The 17279-nt window shown below is 39.3% G+C and carries 15 protein-coding genes, 1 tRNA gene and 1 pseudogene; 1 reads left to right on the plus strand and 16 read right to left on the minus strand.

Features of this window, described 5'->3' with window-relative positions:
* Positions 1-36 precede the first annotated feature (36 nt).
* From SK578_RS07385 to SK578_RS07405, 5 genes and pseudogenes are all read right to left on the minus strand, one after another.
* A complete protein-coding gene (locus tag SK578_RS07385; RefSeq protein ID WP_042751372.1) occupies positions 37-876 on the minus strand; it encodes an amino acid ABC transporter substrate-binding protein in 840 nt (279 codons plus the stop codon).
* 9 nt (positions 877-885) lie between these two features.
* Positions 886-1515 carry an amino acid ABC transporter ATP-binding protein gene (locus SK578_RS07390; protein WP_004261430.1) on the minus strand — a complete coding sequence of 210 codons (630 nt, stop codon included), beginning with the start codon at positions 1513-1515 and terminating at the stop codon, positions 886-888.
* Between the two features lie 9 nt (positions 1516-1524).
* The gene (locus SK578_RS07395) at positions 1525-2166 is read right to left on the minus strand and encodes an amino acid ABC transporter permease (RefSeq protein WP_042751373.1); all 642 of its coding nucleotides are present in this window, start codon (positions 2164-2166) and stop codon (positions 1525-1527) included.
* Between the two features lie 2019 nt (positions 2167-4185).
* Positions 4186-4461, minus strand: a complete 276-nt coding sequence (locus SK578_RS07400) for an HU family DNA-binding protein (RefSeq protein WP_001284640.1) — start codon at positions 4459-4461, stop codon at positions 4186-4188.
* Between the two features lie 107 nt (positions 4462-4568).
* Positions 4569-5407 (minus strand): annotated as a pseudogene (locus SK578_RS07405) (DegV family protein).
* A 140-nt stretch (positions 5408-5547) separates the two neighbouring features.
* On the opposite strand from SK578_RS07405, the gene SK578_RS07410 reads away from it, so the two are divergent.
* Positions 5548-6396 (plus strand): YitT family protein, encoded by an 849-nt coding sequence (locus tag SK578_RS07410; protein WP_042751374.1) that lies wholly within the window; start codon positions 5548-5550, stop codon positions 6394-6396.
* A gap of 30 nt (positions 6397-6426) precedes the next feature.
* Here SK578_RS07410 and SK578_RS07415 read toward each other — a convergent pair whose 3' ends face one another.
* From SK578_RS07415 to SK578_RS07465, 11 genes are all read right to left on the minus strand, one after another.
* Positions 6427-7818 (minus strand): APC family permease, encoded by a 1392-nt coding sequence (locus tag SK578_RS07415; protein WP_042751375.1) that lies wholly within the window; start codon positions 7816-7818, stop codon positions 6427-6429.
* A gap of 123 nt (positions 7819-7941) precedes the next feature.
* The gene (sufB, locus tag SK578_RS07420) at positions 7942-9354 is read right to left on the minus strand and encodes a Fe-S cluster assembly protein SufB (RefSeq protein WP_000797054.1); all 1413 of its coding nucleotides are present in this window, start codon (positions 9352-9354) and stop codon (positions 7942-7944) included.
* 57 nt (positions 9355-9411) lie between these two features.
* On the minus strand, positions 9412-9843 hold the full coding sequence (gene sufU / locus SK578_RS07425) for a Fe-S cluster assembly sulfur transfer protein SufU (RefSeq protein ID WP_042751376.1): 432 nt from the start codon (positions 9841-9843) through the stop codon (positions 9412-9414).
* Positions 9830-11056, minus strand: coding sequence for a cysteine desulfurase (locus SK578_RS07430; RefSeq protein WP_042751377.1), 1227 nt, complete (start codon positions 11054-11056; stop codon positions 9830-9832). The genes sufU and SK578_RS07430 overlap by 14 nt, the downstream gene beginning before the upstream one ends.
* 10 nt (positions 11057-11066) lie before the next feature.
* The gene (sufD, locus tag SK578_RS07435; RefSeq protein WP_004261461.1) at positions 11067-12329 is read right to left on the minus strand and encodes a Fe-S cluster assembly protein SufD; all 1263 of its coding nucleotides are present in this window, start codon (positions 12327-12329) and stop codon (positions 11067-11069) included.
* 27 nt (positions 12330-12356) lie between these two features.
* The gene (gene sufC / locus SK578_RS07440; protein ID WP_000114489.1) at positions 12357-13127 is read right to left on the minus strand and encodes a Fe-S cluster assembly ATPase SufC; all 771 of its coding nucleotides are present in this window, start codon (positions 13125-13127) and stop codon (positions 12357-12359) included.
* 255 nt (positions 13128-13382) lie between these two features.
* Entirely contained in the window at positions 13383-13577 is a 195-nt protein-coding gene (locus SK578_RS07445; protein WP_001081602.1) for a DUF3272 domain-containing protein, read from the minus strand.
* A gap of 27 nt (positions 13578-13604) precedes the next feature.
* On the minus strand, positions 13605-15260 hold the full coding sequence (gene dnaX / locus SK578_RS07450) for a DNA polymerase III subunit gamma/tau (protein WP_042751378.1): 1656 nt from the start codon (positions 15258-15260) through the stop codon (positions 13605-13607).
* Positions 15260-15757 carry a GAF domain-containing protein gene (locus SK578_RS07455; protein WP_042751379.1) on the minus strand — a complete coding sequence of 166 codons (498 nt, stop codon included), beginning with the start codon at positions 15755-15757 and terminating at the stop codon, positions 15260-15262. Before SK578_RS07455 ends, dnaX begins: the two co-directional genes overlap by 1 nt.
* Positions 15758-15842: 85 nt before the next feature.
* Entirely contained in the window at positions 15843-17045 is a 1203-nt protein-coding gene (gene rpsA / locus SK578_RS07460) for a 30S ribosomal protein S1 (RefSeq protein WP_001001631.1), read from the minus strand.
* 161 nt (positions 17046-17206) lie between these two features.
* A tRNA-Gln gene (locus SK578_RS07465) sits at positions 17207-17278 on the minus strand.
* Position 17279: the final 1 nt, after the last annotated feature.

A 17279-nucleotide genomic window follows, 5' to 3' on the forward strand; every position in this document is an offset into this window, starting at 1 on the left:
AGGATTTTTTGATGCAAAAAGAGACTGAGGAAAAACTCAATCTCTACTTTTCACTTCTTTTGTTGCCACATCTTCTCCAAACCATTTCTGGCTGATTTCCTGGAACTTTCCTTCTTGATATAGTTCAATAAAGGATTGGTTTAATGCTGTTAATAATCTTTTATCAGCTGGTCTAACTCCAACAGCAAAAGATTCACTTTCAAATCCAGCTGAAAAGACATTGTAATCATTTAATATCCCCTCAGACTGGAGGTAATAATTAGCATACACTCGGTCAATCAACAAAGCATCAATCCGAACATTTTTCAAATCAATTAAGGCTTCATTGAAACTCTGGTATTGATTGGCCTTCTGGTCTTTAACACGATTTTTCAGTAAGTCTGGCTGAGCTTCAAAGTCTAAATAACCAGAGGAACCTGCTTGAGCTCCCAAGGTCTTATCCTTCATATCCTCTACTGAACGAATTTGCTTGCTTTTCTTCGTAACTAGTACTTGCTGATTTTCCATATAAGGAATACTAAAGGCAACTTTTTCTCGGCGTTCATCAGTCGCAGAATAGCCATTCCAAATGGCATCTATGGTTCCATTTTGCAGTTCCGTCTCCTTCATATCCCAGTCGATTGGCTGGAATTGCACCTTGACACCTAATTTTTCAGAAACTGCTTGCGCCAAATCAATATCAAAGCCTGTATATTGGCCATTCTTTTCTTCAAATCCCATGGGTACAAAGGTATTGTCAAAACCAATGGTTATACTCCCCTGCTCTTGATACTTATCCCAGTTATCCTGCTTTGGATCACTAGCCTTCTGAGTACAGGCTGTTAAGAAGAGAGTCAGGAACGAAACCAACACCAAGACAATTTTCTTATTAGTCATCGGCACCTCCTACTTGGGCTCAACCTTGAGAATCTGATCTGCAATATTTTCAGCGAATTGTAAATCGTGGGTAACCACAATCTGGGTCATGCCAAGTTCCCTATTTTGCAAGATCAGTTTTTCCACTTCCAAGCGTAATTCAGGATCTAGGGCAGAAGTTGGTTCATCGTAACCTATGATTTCTGGGTCAATCATCATAGCACGCGCCAAGGCCACCCTTTGCTTTTGCCCACCTGATAGTGAGAAGGGATAAGCATCTGCATGTCCTGCCAGTCCTAATTGTTCCAAAAGACCTCGCGCCTTCTGCTCAGCCTCATCCTGCTTCATTCCCATGGTTTTTACGGGCGATAAGGTCAAATTGTCTAGAACTGATAAATGAGGGAACAGTTGAAAATCTTGGAATACAAATCCCAGTAGATTGCGCTTCTCCAGTTCATCCAATTCTAAAGGTTCTCCATTATAAAATATTTGCCCTGAATCAATGGTTTCAAGACCCGCAAGCATGCGTAAGAGAGTCGTCTTACCTCCACCCGAAGGCCCAACGATAGCCAGGATTTGCTTTTCAGGAATTTTTAGACTGAAATTGGACAAAATTTGCTTTTCACCAAAGCCCTTATTGATATTTCGTAATTCTAACATGGCAGCCTCCTATCTATAGTAACTGTATTTCTTCTCAACTTTTTTGGCAAGGATGGTCACAATACCAATCAAAATCAAGTAAATGACTCCTGCCAAGAACATAGGAACCAGGCTAGCATCACGGTTGGCAGCTGTTCGACTAGCCAGGATAAGGTCTGAAATTCCTAGCGCATAGACCAAAGAAGTATCCTTGACCAAACTCATAACTTCGTTAAATACACTAGGAAGAACAATCTTGGTCACTTGGGGCAAGATAATATAGCGAACTGTGTCAAAGGGACTAAACTTCAAAACCTTAGCAGCCTCATATTGACCTTTAGGAATGGTATCAATTCCCCCACGGAAGATTTCAGCAAAGTAAGCTGCATAATTCAAGACAAAGGCAATAATAGCAGCAGGAAGGCGATCCAAACGAATCCCAATACTTGGAAGCACATAATAGATAAAGATCAATTGTAAAAGTAAGGGTGTACCCCGCATAATCCAGATATAAATGTTAATCAGATGATGGAGGAGCTTCCAATGGACTTGCAAGGCAAAGGCAATCAAAACGCCCAAGGGAATAGAAAAAATCAAGACCAGTGCAAAAACCTGCAAAGTCATGCTTGCACCGCTCAATAAACTCGGTAATATCTCAAACAAATAAGACATACTGCACCTCCTAAAAATAATTGTTCCCATTATAGCATAAATAAACAAAATATCCAAGAATTTTTGTAAAAAAATTCTCTTTAAAAAATAAAAACTATATCTATCAAAAAAGAAAGGACGAAATGTGTCCTTTCTCGATCTTAGCTTTCCTTTTAACTAAAGATCCATAACATCATCCATAGCAAGACTCATGAACCCCCAGATAAACAAACCAAGGACTAAATAAGCATAGAGTGGCAGGGAAGCAAAGATAAAAGGTGATAGTAAAATCATACCCAGGTATCTCCAAAATTTGTACAAATACAATACAATCCAGAAAAAAGATAAAGGATAAAAATAATAAGCCAAAAGTAAAACCGCTTGCGTGCTTTTTCTTTTCGAAACATTTCTTCCACCTCCCCTTCTATAGCTCTATTATATTACTAAGACTTTTATTTGTAAAAGTACTATCAAAAAGAAGGGACTTTTTAATTTTTTTATATCGTTGCAAATTACGATAAGCTAATTCTACGCAAACCAATAAAGATAATCTCTCAACTGATATCAAAAATAACAGAAAGAATAGTGAATAAATTACCAACATAATAAAAGTTGCAAAAATTTCTTCCATATCATGATTAAAAATATAAATAATCGTGTAGGTATAGAGTGCTAAGACAGAAATAGCCACACCTAATCAAATATGTGCCCAAATCAATCCTTTTCCAGTCATCTTTCTCCCCAGCTCACTATAGAGCCTCTCTAATCCTTTACCAATCTTTTCTGATCGTCCTTATTGTGGCTTTGTTGATACAAAATCGAGTTTATTTAAAATTCTCTCATCAACTCTCACTGGTATAACAAATTGCTTATCCATATAGTCCCCATATTTTTAACATTACTATACTTTCTTATAGCTACATTGACAAGTTAAAGTTCAAAACCAGCTAAATCGATTACTTCTTATTTATCACTTTTTCAATTGTTGCCAGGACTCCATTAGTCCCTTCCATAAAATCACGAATACTCACACCAGAAGCCCCTCTGTAACTTGCCTGATAAAACTATAAAAACGTTTGAAAATTTGCTCAAGTGCCATCACTTCCTCTTTGGCTCTACATCACCTACTAAGTGAGCAAAAAATTCTGTAAAGATAGACATAATTTTTGCCAAATCTGTTTATTTCAGTAAATCATTAATAGTTATATCATCTCAGAGATTAACAATAAATTCCAACTACTTTTCAATTTTTTACTTCTACAATCTCGTTTTCTACTGTATACATTAAAATTAAGGAATCACGATAATATAAAGATAAAAGGATCGCTTGCTCTCTCTTCTTATCCTATATATGTCATGTTCAGTTGAACTTTCAATTTCTTCAACTTTTCAGCATTATATCCATATACAATAGTAGCATAATGACCATTTGTTGCAGTATCTCAGCTATATATTAAAGTAAATTTCACTTTTTTAGAAGAGTGGTGGACTTTTTACCAAAAAAAATCTAAGGGAGCTATATCAGCTCTCTTACTAGTAGCATGAATGATTTTAAATAGGCATTTTAGATTTATATCGATATAAAATACATTCAACGCTTTCTAATCAAACTTGATCTTTCAAAGTCAAAATCAGAATGATTTAAGTTAATCTTAAACCTGCCTCTTGATTACACAGTGAACCTTGAGTATATCGAATATAATTCTGCATGACGAGCGAAACTGCCAAAAATCGTAAAAACTATTGAAGATTTAAATCTGAAAACAAATACACAACTTGAAGAATCCATTGATAGGCACCTCACCTACCACATCTTTAGGCATACTCTCGTAAGCAGAATAGCGTAACTCTAAAAGCAATTATGGCAAGAGTAGGACGTTCTGATTCTAGGACAATAAACAAAATCTACACACGTTACAAAGAAGATGGATGACAATATCCTCAATTTGCTAGATAATTTATAGTTTTGCCCCCAAAACCAAAAGAAAAGCCTGTCACACAAGCTCAAATGCTTGATATGATAGGCTTTTTGAAGGTTGATTATTTAACAGCGTCTTTAAGAGCTTTACCAGCTTTGAATGCTGGAACTTTAGAAGCTGCAATCTTGATTTCTTTACCAGTTTGTGGGTTGCGACCTTTACGTGCAGCACGCTCACGAACTTCAAAGTTACCAAAACCGATCAATTGAACTTTTTCACCAGCTGCAAGGTACTCAGTTACTGCTGCGAATACAGCTTCAACTGCTGCCGCTGAGTCTTTCTTAGTCAATTCTGTAGCTTCTGCTACTTTAGCGATCAAATCTTGTTTGTTTGCCATGTTAATGATTCCTCCAATTTAATTTCTAATTAACAAATATAATCATATCCTAAAATCCCTTTTAGGTCAAGTTAAAAACACTATTTCTTCCCATTTTATTTATTTTTTTAGGAGTGGTAACGTACTAAAATAGCCCAAGCATTCTCACCCGTGTGAGTTTGAATAATAGAGCCCGTTTCCAAAACTGAAATAGGCTTTTCAACATAAGCTTGTAAGCTTTCTTTCATCTCTTTTGCCCAATCAGCACTACCAGAATATGAAATTCCAATCTCTGCTACAGAACGTTCAGTTAGCGAACTTGTCAGCTCATCCAACCATTTTTAAAAGTTTTAGCTCCACGACCTTTAACGATTGGTTGCAATTCATGGTCTTTCATCTGCATGACAACACGTATATTGAGAAGGGAGCTCAACAATCCAGTTACACGGCCAATTCGTCCACCTTTTACTAAATTTTCCAAAGTCGAAACGCCAATATAGAGTTCTGTGTGGTTTTTAACCTCTTCTACATGAGATAAGATTTCCTCCAACTCTTTGCCTTCTTGCGCTAATTTTGCAGCCTCAACAACTTGGAATTTCAAGGCTTGGTCAGTGAAGGAACTGTCAATAACTGTCACATCGGCAGTAGATAAGCTAGCACCTTGACGTGCCGCTTCTACAGTACCAGAAAGGGCATGAGACATATGAATAGCAAGAATCTGGCTACCATCTTTGCATAGGTCTTCAAAAACTTCAGCAAAGACACCTACAGGTGGCTGACTTGTTTTCGGAAGATTCTTACTTGCTTGCATCAACTGAAGAAATTTACCTTCTTCTTTCAAATCCGCATCAGAATAAACAACATTATCAATCATTACAGATAAAGGAACAACAGTGATATCTAATTGTTTTACTAGTTCAGGTTCAATAGTAACAGATGAATCGGTTACAATCTTAATTTTTGTCATAGTATCAATCTTTCTATTTTAGGATTCAGATTGGTTTTCTTACTTTTAATTATATCAAAAAAAGATTAAAAATCCTAATGGAGTCAATCAAATTTTCCTTAAAAATTTGATATAATCTACTTATAAGAAAAGAGGTCCCTATGATTAAAAAAATTTATCCCATTTTAACCATTTTACTAGGTGCTGCTATTTATGCTTTTGGTCTAACTTATTTTGTAGTTCCTCATCATCTTTTTGAAGGAGGGGCGACAGGTATTACCCTTATCACCTTTTATCTTTTTAAAATCCCTGTTTCTCTCATGAACCTGCTGATTAATATTCCCCTTTTCATCCTAGCTTGGAAGATTTTTGGAGCAAAGTCCCTCTATTCTAGTTTACTAGGAACCTTAGCCTTGTCCGTCTGGTTGGCCTTTTTTGAACGTATTCCCCTTCATATTGATCTTCAAGGTGATTTACTAATCACTGCCCTTATAGCTGGGATTCTATTGGGAATTGGTCTTGGAATTATCTTTAATGCTGGAGGTACAACTGGTGGTACTGATATTCTAGCTCGTATTATCAATAAGTACACTCATATATCTATGGGGAAACTGCTCTTTATCTTAGATTTTTGTATTCTCATGCTTATTCTCCTCATCTTCAAGGACTTGAGATTGGTTTCCTACACGCTCTTATTTGATTTTATCGTTTCCCGTGTTATCGATTTGATTGGCGAAGGCGGCTATGCCGGCAAAGGCTTTATGATTATCACAAAACGTCCTGACCAACTTGCTAAGGCGATTAATGATGACCTAGGTAGAGGTGTTACTTTCATCTCAGGTCAAGGTTATTATAGTCAAGAAGATTTAAAAATCATTTACTGTATTGTCGGAAGAAATGAAATTGTGAAAATGAAGGAAATGATTCATCGAATTGATCCTCAAGCCTTTATAACTATTACAGAAGCTCATGAAATTCTAGGAGAAGGCTTCACATATATAAAAGAGTAAGCAAAAAGCTGGGAAGTTCCAGCTTTTTCTTTATTCAGAAAGTGTAGAATGACGATAGCCATAAGTAAAGTAAATCACAAGTCCAACTACAAGAGCAATTCCAAACGCAATCCATGTTTCTACACTATATTGAAGCATAAAGGAAAGACAGATTAGAATCGAGAGAATCGGAAACAAGGGAACTAGGGGAGTTTTGAATTCTCCTTCTTTAGGCATTCCCTTATCCTTTCTAAGTTTTATAATTCCATAAGCCAATAAGATAAGATAAGCAAGCGTACAAATATTTAGAAAGGCTGCAATACTAGCCAGTGGAAACACTCCTGCTGCAATTGCAGAAGCAACTCCAGTTAAGATGGTCGCATTTTTAGGAACACGACTTGTTTTGCTTAATTGCTTAAAACTTCGAGGTAAAAGACCATCACGTGCTAAACTGTAAATCATACGCGATAAGGCATAAGTCATAGAAATACATACTGTTATTAGGGTCAAAATGGCCACTAATGACACATAATTAGCTGCCCAACCAATTCCTATACTTCGCAATGAAAATGCTACAGCATCATCCACATTGAGTTGGCTGTAGTGAACAATCCCTGTCAATACTAATGTAACCAGAGCATAGAGAATCGTTACGATTGTCAAAGACAAAACAATACCTCGTGGGACATTCTTTTGTGGATTTTGAATTTCATCAACAGCCATCGAAATAGATTCAAATCCTAGGAAACCAAAGAACATCAAAGATGCTCCTGCCATTATTCCAGTACTTCCACCATAAATTTGACCAAAACCAAAGGGAGCAAAGTTGGACCAATTTTCTGGTTTAATATACCAGATACCAACTAGAATAAACAAAGCGAGAGCAGAGAATTTCAAGACGACTAGAAGCGAATTAAAACGCAAAGCTGCCTTGGAATTTAATAAAACTAAACCGGTTACCAGTGTCAATACCAAAATAGGTAAAAGGTCTATATAGGTACCCTGCTCAGGGTTAAAGGTCCCATTCAAGGCTTGAGGCATTGAAATACTATAGTTACTGAGCAAGCCTTTAAAATAAGCTGCCCAGCCAGAGGCCACACCAGAAACTGCTGTCATGAATTCCATGATGGTCAACCAACCAGCAATCCAAGCTGGTAATTCACCCAAAATTGCATACAAATAACTATAAGCACCACCAGTTGCAGGAACACGAGAAGCAAACTCTGCGAAAAAGAGGGCGGATAAAGAAACACAAAGGGCAGAAATCACTATGGATACAACCAGTGACGGACCAGCAAGCGTTGCTGCTGCGGTTCCTGTAATGGTAAAAATCCCAGTTCCTACCATGGCACCGATTCCTAATAAAATCAAATCCCATACTTTTAAATGACGGTGCATTTCAGTACGTCCCAAACTAACATCTTTAGTCCTAAAAATATTCATACTTCATCTCCATTAAATATGATTGTTTTATTTTATCATATAAAAGGGATTTTGTGAATATTTATAAGATGATTTTTCAAAAAAATCCGAACAGAATAAATCCTGCTCAGATTCTACATATTCTTAGCCAACTGATCCTTCCATTTCATAGCTAATCAAACGGTTCAGCTCAACAGCATATTCCATTGGAAGCTCTTTTGTAAATGGTTCTACAAATCCCATAACAATCATCTCAGTTGCTTCAGATTCTGACAATCCACGGCTCATGAGGTAATAGAGTTGCTCTTCTGAAATCTTAGATACCTTAGCTTCGTGTTCCAAAGCGACTTGTGAGTTGTGAATTTCATTAAACGGAATGGTATCTGATGCTGACAAGTCATCCATGATAATGGTATCACATTCGATGTGAGAGACAGATTTCTTAGAGTTTTTATTAAAGGTTACTTGTCCACGATAGTCAACCTTTCCTCCACCTTTAGCGATGGATTTAGACACGATAGACGAGCTTGTATGTGGAGCGTTGTGGATCATCTTAGCTCCAGTATCCTGGTGTTGCCCAGCATTGGCAAAAGCGATAGAGAGCATGGTACCACGCGCCCCTTCTCCATCTAGGTAAACAGATGGATATTTCATAGTTGTTTTGGCACCCAAGTTTCCATCAATCCACTCAACAGTGGCATCCTTTTGAGCTTTAGCACGTTTCGTTACCAAGTTATAGACGTTATCAGACCAGTTTTGGATAGTCGTATAACGCATATAAGCTCCATCCAAAGCAAAGATTTCTACGATGGCAGCATGCAAGCTGTTACTTGAATAAGTTGGCGCTGTACATCCTTCTACATAATGGACACTTGCTCCCTCATCAACGATAATCAAGGTACGTTCAAACTGACCTGTATTCTCGTTGTTTATACGGAAGTAAGTTTGAAGTGGAATATCTACCTTGACCCCTTTTGGTACGTAGATAAAGGTTCCACCAGACCATACTGCTGAGTTGAGGGCCGCCAACTTGTTATCAGTCGGTGGTACCAACTTGGCAAAGTATTGCTTAAACAAGTCTGGGTATTCCTTAAGGGCAGAATCCGTATCTGTAAAGATAATCCCCAATTTCTGGAATTCTTCCTTCATGTTATGGTAAACCACTTCTGACTCATACTGGGCAGAGGCACCTGCTAGATAAGCACGTTCAGCTTCTGGAATCCCGATACGTTCAAAGGTTTCTTTGATTTTTTCAGGAACCTCATCCCACGAACGAGCTGGTTTATCAGATGGTTTTTGGTAGTAAATCAAGTCATCAAAGTCAATCTCTGATAAGTCTGCTCCCCAAGTTTGCATGGGCATTTTTTTGAAGGTTTCATAAGACTTCAAACGGAATTCTAGCATCCACTCAGGTTCTCCCTTTGCAGCTGATAATTCACGAATGACATCTTCATTCAATCCTTTTCCTGTCGATAGGACAGGCTCTACATCATCATGGAAACCAAATTTATATTCACCAAGGTCAATTGGTTTTGGTTCTACTCTTTCTTCAGCCATAATATCCTTTCTTTCATTCTTCATTTCTACTGATTCATAAGACAAAATAAATTTGTCTTACTGATTTTCAATTGTTTTCTTTAGGGCGTTCCAAGCTAGGGTTGCACACTTAATTCGTTGAGGGAATTTGGCAACGCCTGATAAGAAGGCTGCATCGCCAAGTTGATCTTGGCGTTCATCTTTTTGCCCTTGAACCATCTCAGAAAAAATGGTCGCAAGTTCTAAGATTTCTTGTTTGGTTTTTCCTAAAACTGCATCTGTCATCATGCTAGCAGAGGCAGTTGAGATGGTACAGCCCGAGTTTAGAAAAGCGATATCTTCCAAACGGTCATCTATATCAAACTTGACAGAGAGGTTGATGACATCTCCACAGGTCGGATTATTGAGACTGATTTGTTCAGCGTCTTCTAACTTCCCTTGATGATGTGGATTTTTCGAATGGTCCGCTACCACTGCCATATAAAGGCTATCTAGTTTAGAAAGTGCCATTGAAAAACTCCTTTGTCTTTTGTAAGGCATCGACTAACTTGTCGCAATCTGCCTTGGTATTGTAGATATAAAAACTTGCACGAGCTGTTGCTGGAACATCCAAATACTGAAGCAAGGGTTGCGCACAGTGGTGACCTGCACGAACAGCCACGCCTTCATAATCCAAAGCAGTCGCAAGGTCGTGAGGATGAAGGTCGCCTAGGTTAAAGGCAATGACACCTGAACGTTGAGCCAAATCCTGTGAACCATAAATGGTCAATCCTTCAATCGCCTGCAGTTTTGGATAGACATATGCAATCAATTCTTGTTCATGGGCTTCAATCACATCCATACCGATGTTTTCTAGATAATCCACTGCTGCTGCCAGTCCGATAGCACCTGCCATATTTGGTGTTCCAGCCTCAAATTTCCAAGGCAATTCCTTCCAGCTAGCAGATTGCTCATAGACGAAATCAATCATTTCGCCTCCAAATTCTACTGGTGACATTTGCTCCAGATACTTTTCTTTACCGTAAAGAACACCGATACCAGTCGGACCAGCCATCTTGTGACCTGAAAAGGCAAAGAAGTCCACATCCAAATCCTGTACATCGATCTTCATATGAGGCGTAGATTGAGCACCATCCACCACCATGATAGCTCCAACTTGGTGGGCCAATTGAGTGATTTCTTTTATTGGATTGACCACACCAAGAACATTTGAGGCGTGAGCTAGGGAGACAAACTTGACTCTATCAGTCAATTTAGCTCGCAAATCATCCATATCCAGAGCTCCATCCTTGAGATAGACATAGACAAGCTCTGCCCCAGTCTTACGGCAGGCTTCCTGCCAAGGAATGATGTTGGAATGGTGTTCCATGACAGAAATCAAAACCTGGTCTCCCTCAGCCAAGACTTCCTCTGCAAAGCGCGCCACCCAGTTAAGACTGGTCGTAGTTCCTCTAGTAAAGAGAACTTCCTTTGTAGAGCCTGCATTGATAAACTTACGAATGGTTTCACGAGCCGCCTCATAAGAAGCTGTCGCCCTTTCTGCCAAGGTATGAACGCCACGATGAACATTGGCATTGTCGTTCTCATAGTAGCGGTTAATCGTCTCCAGAACTGCTAGTGGTTTTTGTGTCGTCGCAGCATTGTCCAGATAGACCAGAGGTTCATCGTTGACAATCTGGTCTAAAATTGGAAAATCCTTGCGAATCGCTTCTACATCTAACATAGGCTTCCCCTTAGCGTTTTGACAATTTTTCTTCGATGGTTGCAATCATTTCATCACGAACTTCCTTGACTGGAATCTCTACGATAACGGATCCAAGGAAACCACGAACAACCAAACGTTCTGCAGTTGCCTTGTCCAAGCCACGGCTCATGAGGTAGTACATGTCTTCTGGATCCACCTGACCGATAGAAGCTGCGTGACCTGCAGTTACGTCATTTTCATCAATCAAAAGAATTGGGTTGGCATCTGAACGCGCTTGGTCTGACAGCATAAGAACACGGCTCTCTTGTTGCGCATCTGCACCCTTAGCACCCTTAATAATGTGGCCAATACCATTGAAGGTCAAAGTTGCTTTTTCAAGAATAACCCCATGTTGTAGGATATTTCCGATTGAGTTGCAACCATAGTTAGTTACACGTGTATCAATTCCTTGTACCTGACGGCCACTTGAAAGAGCTACAACCTTGAGATCTGCATGGCTACCGTTACCAATCAAGTCACTATCAAAGTCCGCAACGACGTTTCCTTCGTTCATAACACCAATCGCCCAGTCAATGCTTGCATCGTTGCCTAATTTACCACGACGGCTAATGTAGGCAGTAACATTTTCACCTAGACGGTCGATAGCCGCAAACTTCACTTGCGCACCAGAACGTGCAATCACTTCCACAGTGATATTGGCAGTTGCTTTGACACTTCCTTGGCCACGTGACTCTAAACGTTCCAGATAACTAATCTTAGAATTTTTACCAGCGATAATCATAATATGCTTGTTAAACGGCACATCGCTATCGCTGTCTTGATAGAAAATTCCTTCGATTGGTTCTTTAATCTCAACATTATCAGGAATGTAGAGAACAGCACCACTGTTGAAATAAGCTGTATGGTAGGCTGCCAACTTGTCATCGTCATACTTAACAGATGACATGAAGAATTCTTCGATCAGCTCTGGAATTTCTTCTAAAGCTGAATGGAAATCTGTGAAGACAACACCCTGTTCAGCTAACTCAACTGGAGTTTGCTCAAAAACAGTCTGAGTCCCTACTTGCACCAACTTCAAGTGATTATCTAGAGCTGTGAAATCTGGAACATTTGCTGATGACTCACTTTCTGTAATCGTTCCATCACCCAGATTCCAACGGTGGAATTTGACACGCTCAATAACTGGTAATTCCAAAGTCTCAATCTTGTCAAAAGCTTTTTGACGGAGATCAGCCAACCAGCTTGGTTCAGCGTGCATTTCTGAAAAAAGTTTAATATTTTCTTTAGTCATTTACTTCTCCTAAAAGATACGAGGGAATTACAATTCTTCCTTGTAATCGTAGCCAAGTTCTTCAGCTAGTTTTGCGTATCCTTCACGTTCCAAACGCGCAGCCAATTCTGGACCACCTGAAAGGACAACACGACCTTCCATCATGACGTGTACCACATCAGGCGTGATGTAGTTCAAAAGACGTTGGTAGTGAGTGATAATCATAGCACCAAAGCCTTCACCACGCATGGCATTAACACCTTTAGAAACAACTTTAAGAGCGTCAATATCAAGACCAGAGTCAATCTCGTCCAAAAGGGCAAATGTTGGCTCCAACATCAAAAGTTGAAGAATCTCATTACGTTTTTTCTCACCACCAGAGAAACCTTCGTTGAGGTAACGCTCAGCCATTTCTTCTTTCATGTTGAGCAATTCCATTTTTTCATCTAGCTTAGTGATAAACTCGCGAACTGAAATCTTCTCATCGTCTTCTTTACCAGCATTCATGGCTGCACGAAGAAACTCAGCGTTAGTAATACCAGGAATTTCTGATGGGTATTGCATAGCAAGGAAAAGTCCCATACGCGCACGCTCGTCCACTTCTAACTCAAGAATGTTTACGCCATCAAACAAGACTTCACCTTTGGTAACTTCATAGTTTGGATTTCCCATTATAGCTGCAGAAAGAGTTGATTTACCAGTACCATTTGGTCCCATGATAGCAGCAATTTCACCTGTTTTCAGGGTCAGGTTAACCCCTTTTAAAATTTCTTTTCCTTCAATCTCAACGTGAAGATCTTTGATCTCTAATACTGACATGGTAGTTCCTTTCTTTTTCAAAGCCTTTACAGTACTTACTAGAAACATACTTGATTTCCCTAGAAAATACGGAAATACTCAATGAAAATCAAAGAGCAAACTAGGAAGCTAGCCGCAGGCTGTACTTGAGTACGGCAAGGCGAAGCTGACACGGTTTGAATTTGATTTTCGAAGAGTATAAAAGGTCAATAAATATACTTTTATAGTATAACAAAAAAAGCCTAAAAGGCTTTGATTTTGTCTAGAAGCTGAGGACTAGTCTTTTCCTTTCAAGTGCTGGTCAATGACATCTACAATCTTGCCCATCAAGTAACTGACTCGGAAATTTCTAAAAAGCAAAATGGCCCAAAAGGCTGCCATAATATAGCGACCAGTCATCCAGGCTTCATTGAAAAAATAGGTCTCAGCAGCTGTAAACAGCGCGATGATAATAAATTGTTGTCTATTCATAAACTTATTGTATCATGAAATCCTTCTTTAGTCTTCCTCTACCTTCACTTTATCAGCCAAAAATTCAAATCCTTCTGGAATCAGGCTTTCTTCTGCTTCTTTTTCAGTTTGAGAAGATTTGGCTTTGGCTGAAAAGGCTGCGCGAACTTCTTTCCATTCCTCCATGGAAATAGCTAAAATCTCAGGTGAAAAACCTGCTGCCTGACTGAGGATATTGCCAAACATAGTGTTGAGATTGTCTCGTTTCATGGTTTGACCAGCATTGAAGTTAGACTCAAAAGCAAGAATAGCATGGTGTTCATTGGCCGCAACCGGTTGAGACCCAACTAGCAGAGCCTTATCGGGACCTCCAAGACTTTCAATCACCTCTCCCCAGGCATTCTGCAAGCGAATCAGATTTTGACGTGCTAAATCAGGATTTTCGACAGCCTCTTGTAAGATAGATTGAACCTTATTGCGATCCACACGATAGATTGTCTTGCCTGCTGTTGGACGGGTAGGTACTGGACTAGTTGGTTTTGGTACAGTGCCCACATTTGCGAGTTCTTGTTTGAGACGGGCAATTTCCTGTCTCAGTGCAGAAATTTCACTTTCAACCGCACCTGAAAGAGACAGTTCAGGATTAACCTCCGCTAAACGAATGGTCATCATCTCAGCATAAATCTTGGGCTGCAAACTAGACTTAATATCTGCTAAACTGACTGTCGCCAAGCGAATCATTTCAAACAGATTTTCTTGAGGAAGTGCCAAATTTTCTACAAAGACTGGACTATGATGAGTGTTTTCTCCACCTGTTTGGACAATTAACAAGTCTCTTAAATAGTGCAAAAGGTCGGTCACAAAACGAGTCATGCTCTTACCATTTTCAAAGAGAAGATTCAAGCATGCTAGGGCCTTTGGAACATCCTGTCGAGACAAAGCGGCCACATAATCATCCAAGGCTGACAGACTAATGGTGCCAGTAATTTCTTCAGAGATGGCAGTCGTCAGCTCGTTTCCCTGTGTCAAACTCAGGGCTTGATCCAAAATAGACAAGGCATCTCGCATTCCACCTTCAGCCCGTCTGGCAATGATTTCCACAGCCTCTGGTTCAGAACTGATATTTTCTTTTTCTAAAATATAGTGAATATGTTCCTTAATATCCTGTGTCTTAATCGATTTAAATTCAAAACGTTGCACACGGGATAAAATAGTAGCAGGAATCTTGTGCAATTCAGTAGTGGCCAAAATAAAGACTACATTCTGTGTTGGCTCTTCCAGCGTTTTTAGGAGGGCATTAAAAGCCCCTGTAGACAGCATGTGAACCTCATCTATGATATAGACCTTATAGCGGGCAAGGCTAGGCGCATAGGTAGATTTATCACGAATTTCACGGATTTCATCGACTCCATTATTAGAGGCCGCATCCATTTCGATGACATCTTCTAAACTACCGTCCGTCACTGCCTGACAAATATAGCAGTTATTACAAGGTTCTCCACCCACTTGATTGGGACAGTTCATAGCTTTGGCAAAAATCTTAGCCACACTGGTTTTTCCCGTTCCACGAGGACCAGAAAAAAGATAAGCATGACTTATTTTCTCTTGCTCCACCGCTTGTTTAAGAGTCTTAGCCACAACTTCTTGACCAACCAACTGAGAGAAGTTTTGACTTCTATATTTTCGATAAAGTGCTTGATACATTAGGCTTTCTCCCCAAACATTGTAAAGTCCCATTCTGTCTTTTCAAGCAAAATAGCGACAAATTGTTCCAAATGATCTCGATCCATAGCATCATAATCATCAATCTCTGAAGAATCAAGATCTAGAACTCCAAGTAATTGACCGTTCTTAACCATCGGAACAACAATTTCACTTTTAGCTCGACTATCACAAGAAATATAGTTGGGATAAGTCGTTACATCTCCAACAACAACGGTTTCCTGAAAATGAGCTGCCTCACCACAAACACCCTTGCCTAGCGCAATACGGATGCAGGAAACACCTCCTTGGAAAGGACCTAAAACCAATTCCTTTCCATCGAACAGATAAAAGCCTGCAAATACGGTATTAGGAAAGCGGGATTTTAGAAGAGCACTGGCGTTGGAAAGATTAGCCAAAACATTAGTTTCACCTTCCAATAAAAAAGATAGTTCTTCATTTAACATTTGATAACATGATTGTTTTTCTGATTCTAACATAGAACTATTATATCAAAAAAGGTTTACAGACAAAAGAAAAATCCCTTGTTTAGCAAACAAAGGATTTTATGAATTTTCAATTTGATTAAAGTTCGATATCACCGAACAAGTCAGCCATTGAGAATCCTGTTTGTGTTTCTGGAAGTTCGAAATCACGTTTTTCTTGACGTTTTGGACGACGTGGACGAGCAGCACGTTTTTCTTCTTTTTGTCCTTCTTCTTGAGCTGGACGCTCTTCAAGAGCTTTGATAGAAAGTGATACGCGCTCTGCATCTGCGTTAACTTCAAGAACTTTAACTTGAACTTCTTGACCAACTTTAAGAGCTTCTTTTGGATTTTCAATACGTTTGTGTGAAATTTGTGATACGTGAACAAGTCCATCGATACCTGGCAATACTTCAACAAATGCACCGAAGTCAGTCAAACGTTTAACTGTTCCTTCTACTACATCACCTTTAGCCAATTTTTGCTCAACGCCATCCCATGGTCCAGGTGTTGTTGCTTTAAGTGAAAGTGATACACGTCCTTCTTCTTCGTTAAGATCAAGGATTTTCACTTCAATTTCTTCACCAACTGTTACAACTGATTTTGGTGATACGTTACGTTCGTGTGACAATTCAGTCAAGTGAACCAATCCGTCAACACCACCAAGGTCGATGAAAGCACCGAAGCTTGTGATACGTGCAACTTTACCAGTTACAACATCACCAACAGCCAATTTACCGAACACTTCAGCGCGAGCTGCTGCAGTAGCTGCTTCAACAACTTCACGACGTGAAAGGATAAAGCGGTTTTCTTTAGCGTCAACTTCTTTGATTTTAGCATCAAATTCTTGACCTACAAAACGCTCAGTGTTACGTACGAAACGAGTATCCAACATTGAAGCTGGGATAAATCCACGAACACCTTCAAATTCTACTGAAAGTCCACCTTTAACGGCACGAGTTCCTTTAACAGTAACAACTTCTTCTTCGCGACCAACAAGTTTGTCCCATGCTTTGCGAGCTTCAAGGCGTTTTTTAGATACAAGGTATGTAACTGTATCAGTATCTTTACCAACTACTTGACGAAGTACAAGAACATCCAATACTTCTCCTACTTTAACAAAGTCATTGATATCTGCATCGCGATCGTTTGTCAATTCGCGAAGAGTCAAGACACCTTCAACACCAGTTCCAGAGATTGCAACGTTAGCTTGAGTCGCATCAACTGTCAATACTTCAGCACTAACAACATCACCAGTCTCAACTTGGCTAACGCTATTTAGCAAATCTTCAAATTCGTTCATCTAAAAAATCCTCCAACAATCAAGTTTTTCTTAAACTTGACATACTTATAATTTTTTTCCTAAGCACCCGCAAGGACATGTTCATATCGTTCACGTCTTTCAATTATAAAAATAAAATACCCTAAGATATTTTGCTTTTTATCTTGATCATTACCTAAGAACTGGGGTAGCTGGATTCGAACCAACGCATGAGGGAGTCAAAGTCCCTTGCCTTACCGCTTGGCTATACCCCAT

Source organism: Streptococcus mitis (assembly GCF_000722755.1).
Classification (GTDB): domain Bacteria; phylum Bacillota; class Bacilli; order Lactobacillales; family Streptococcaceae; genus Streptococcus; species Streptococcus mitis_CM.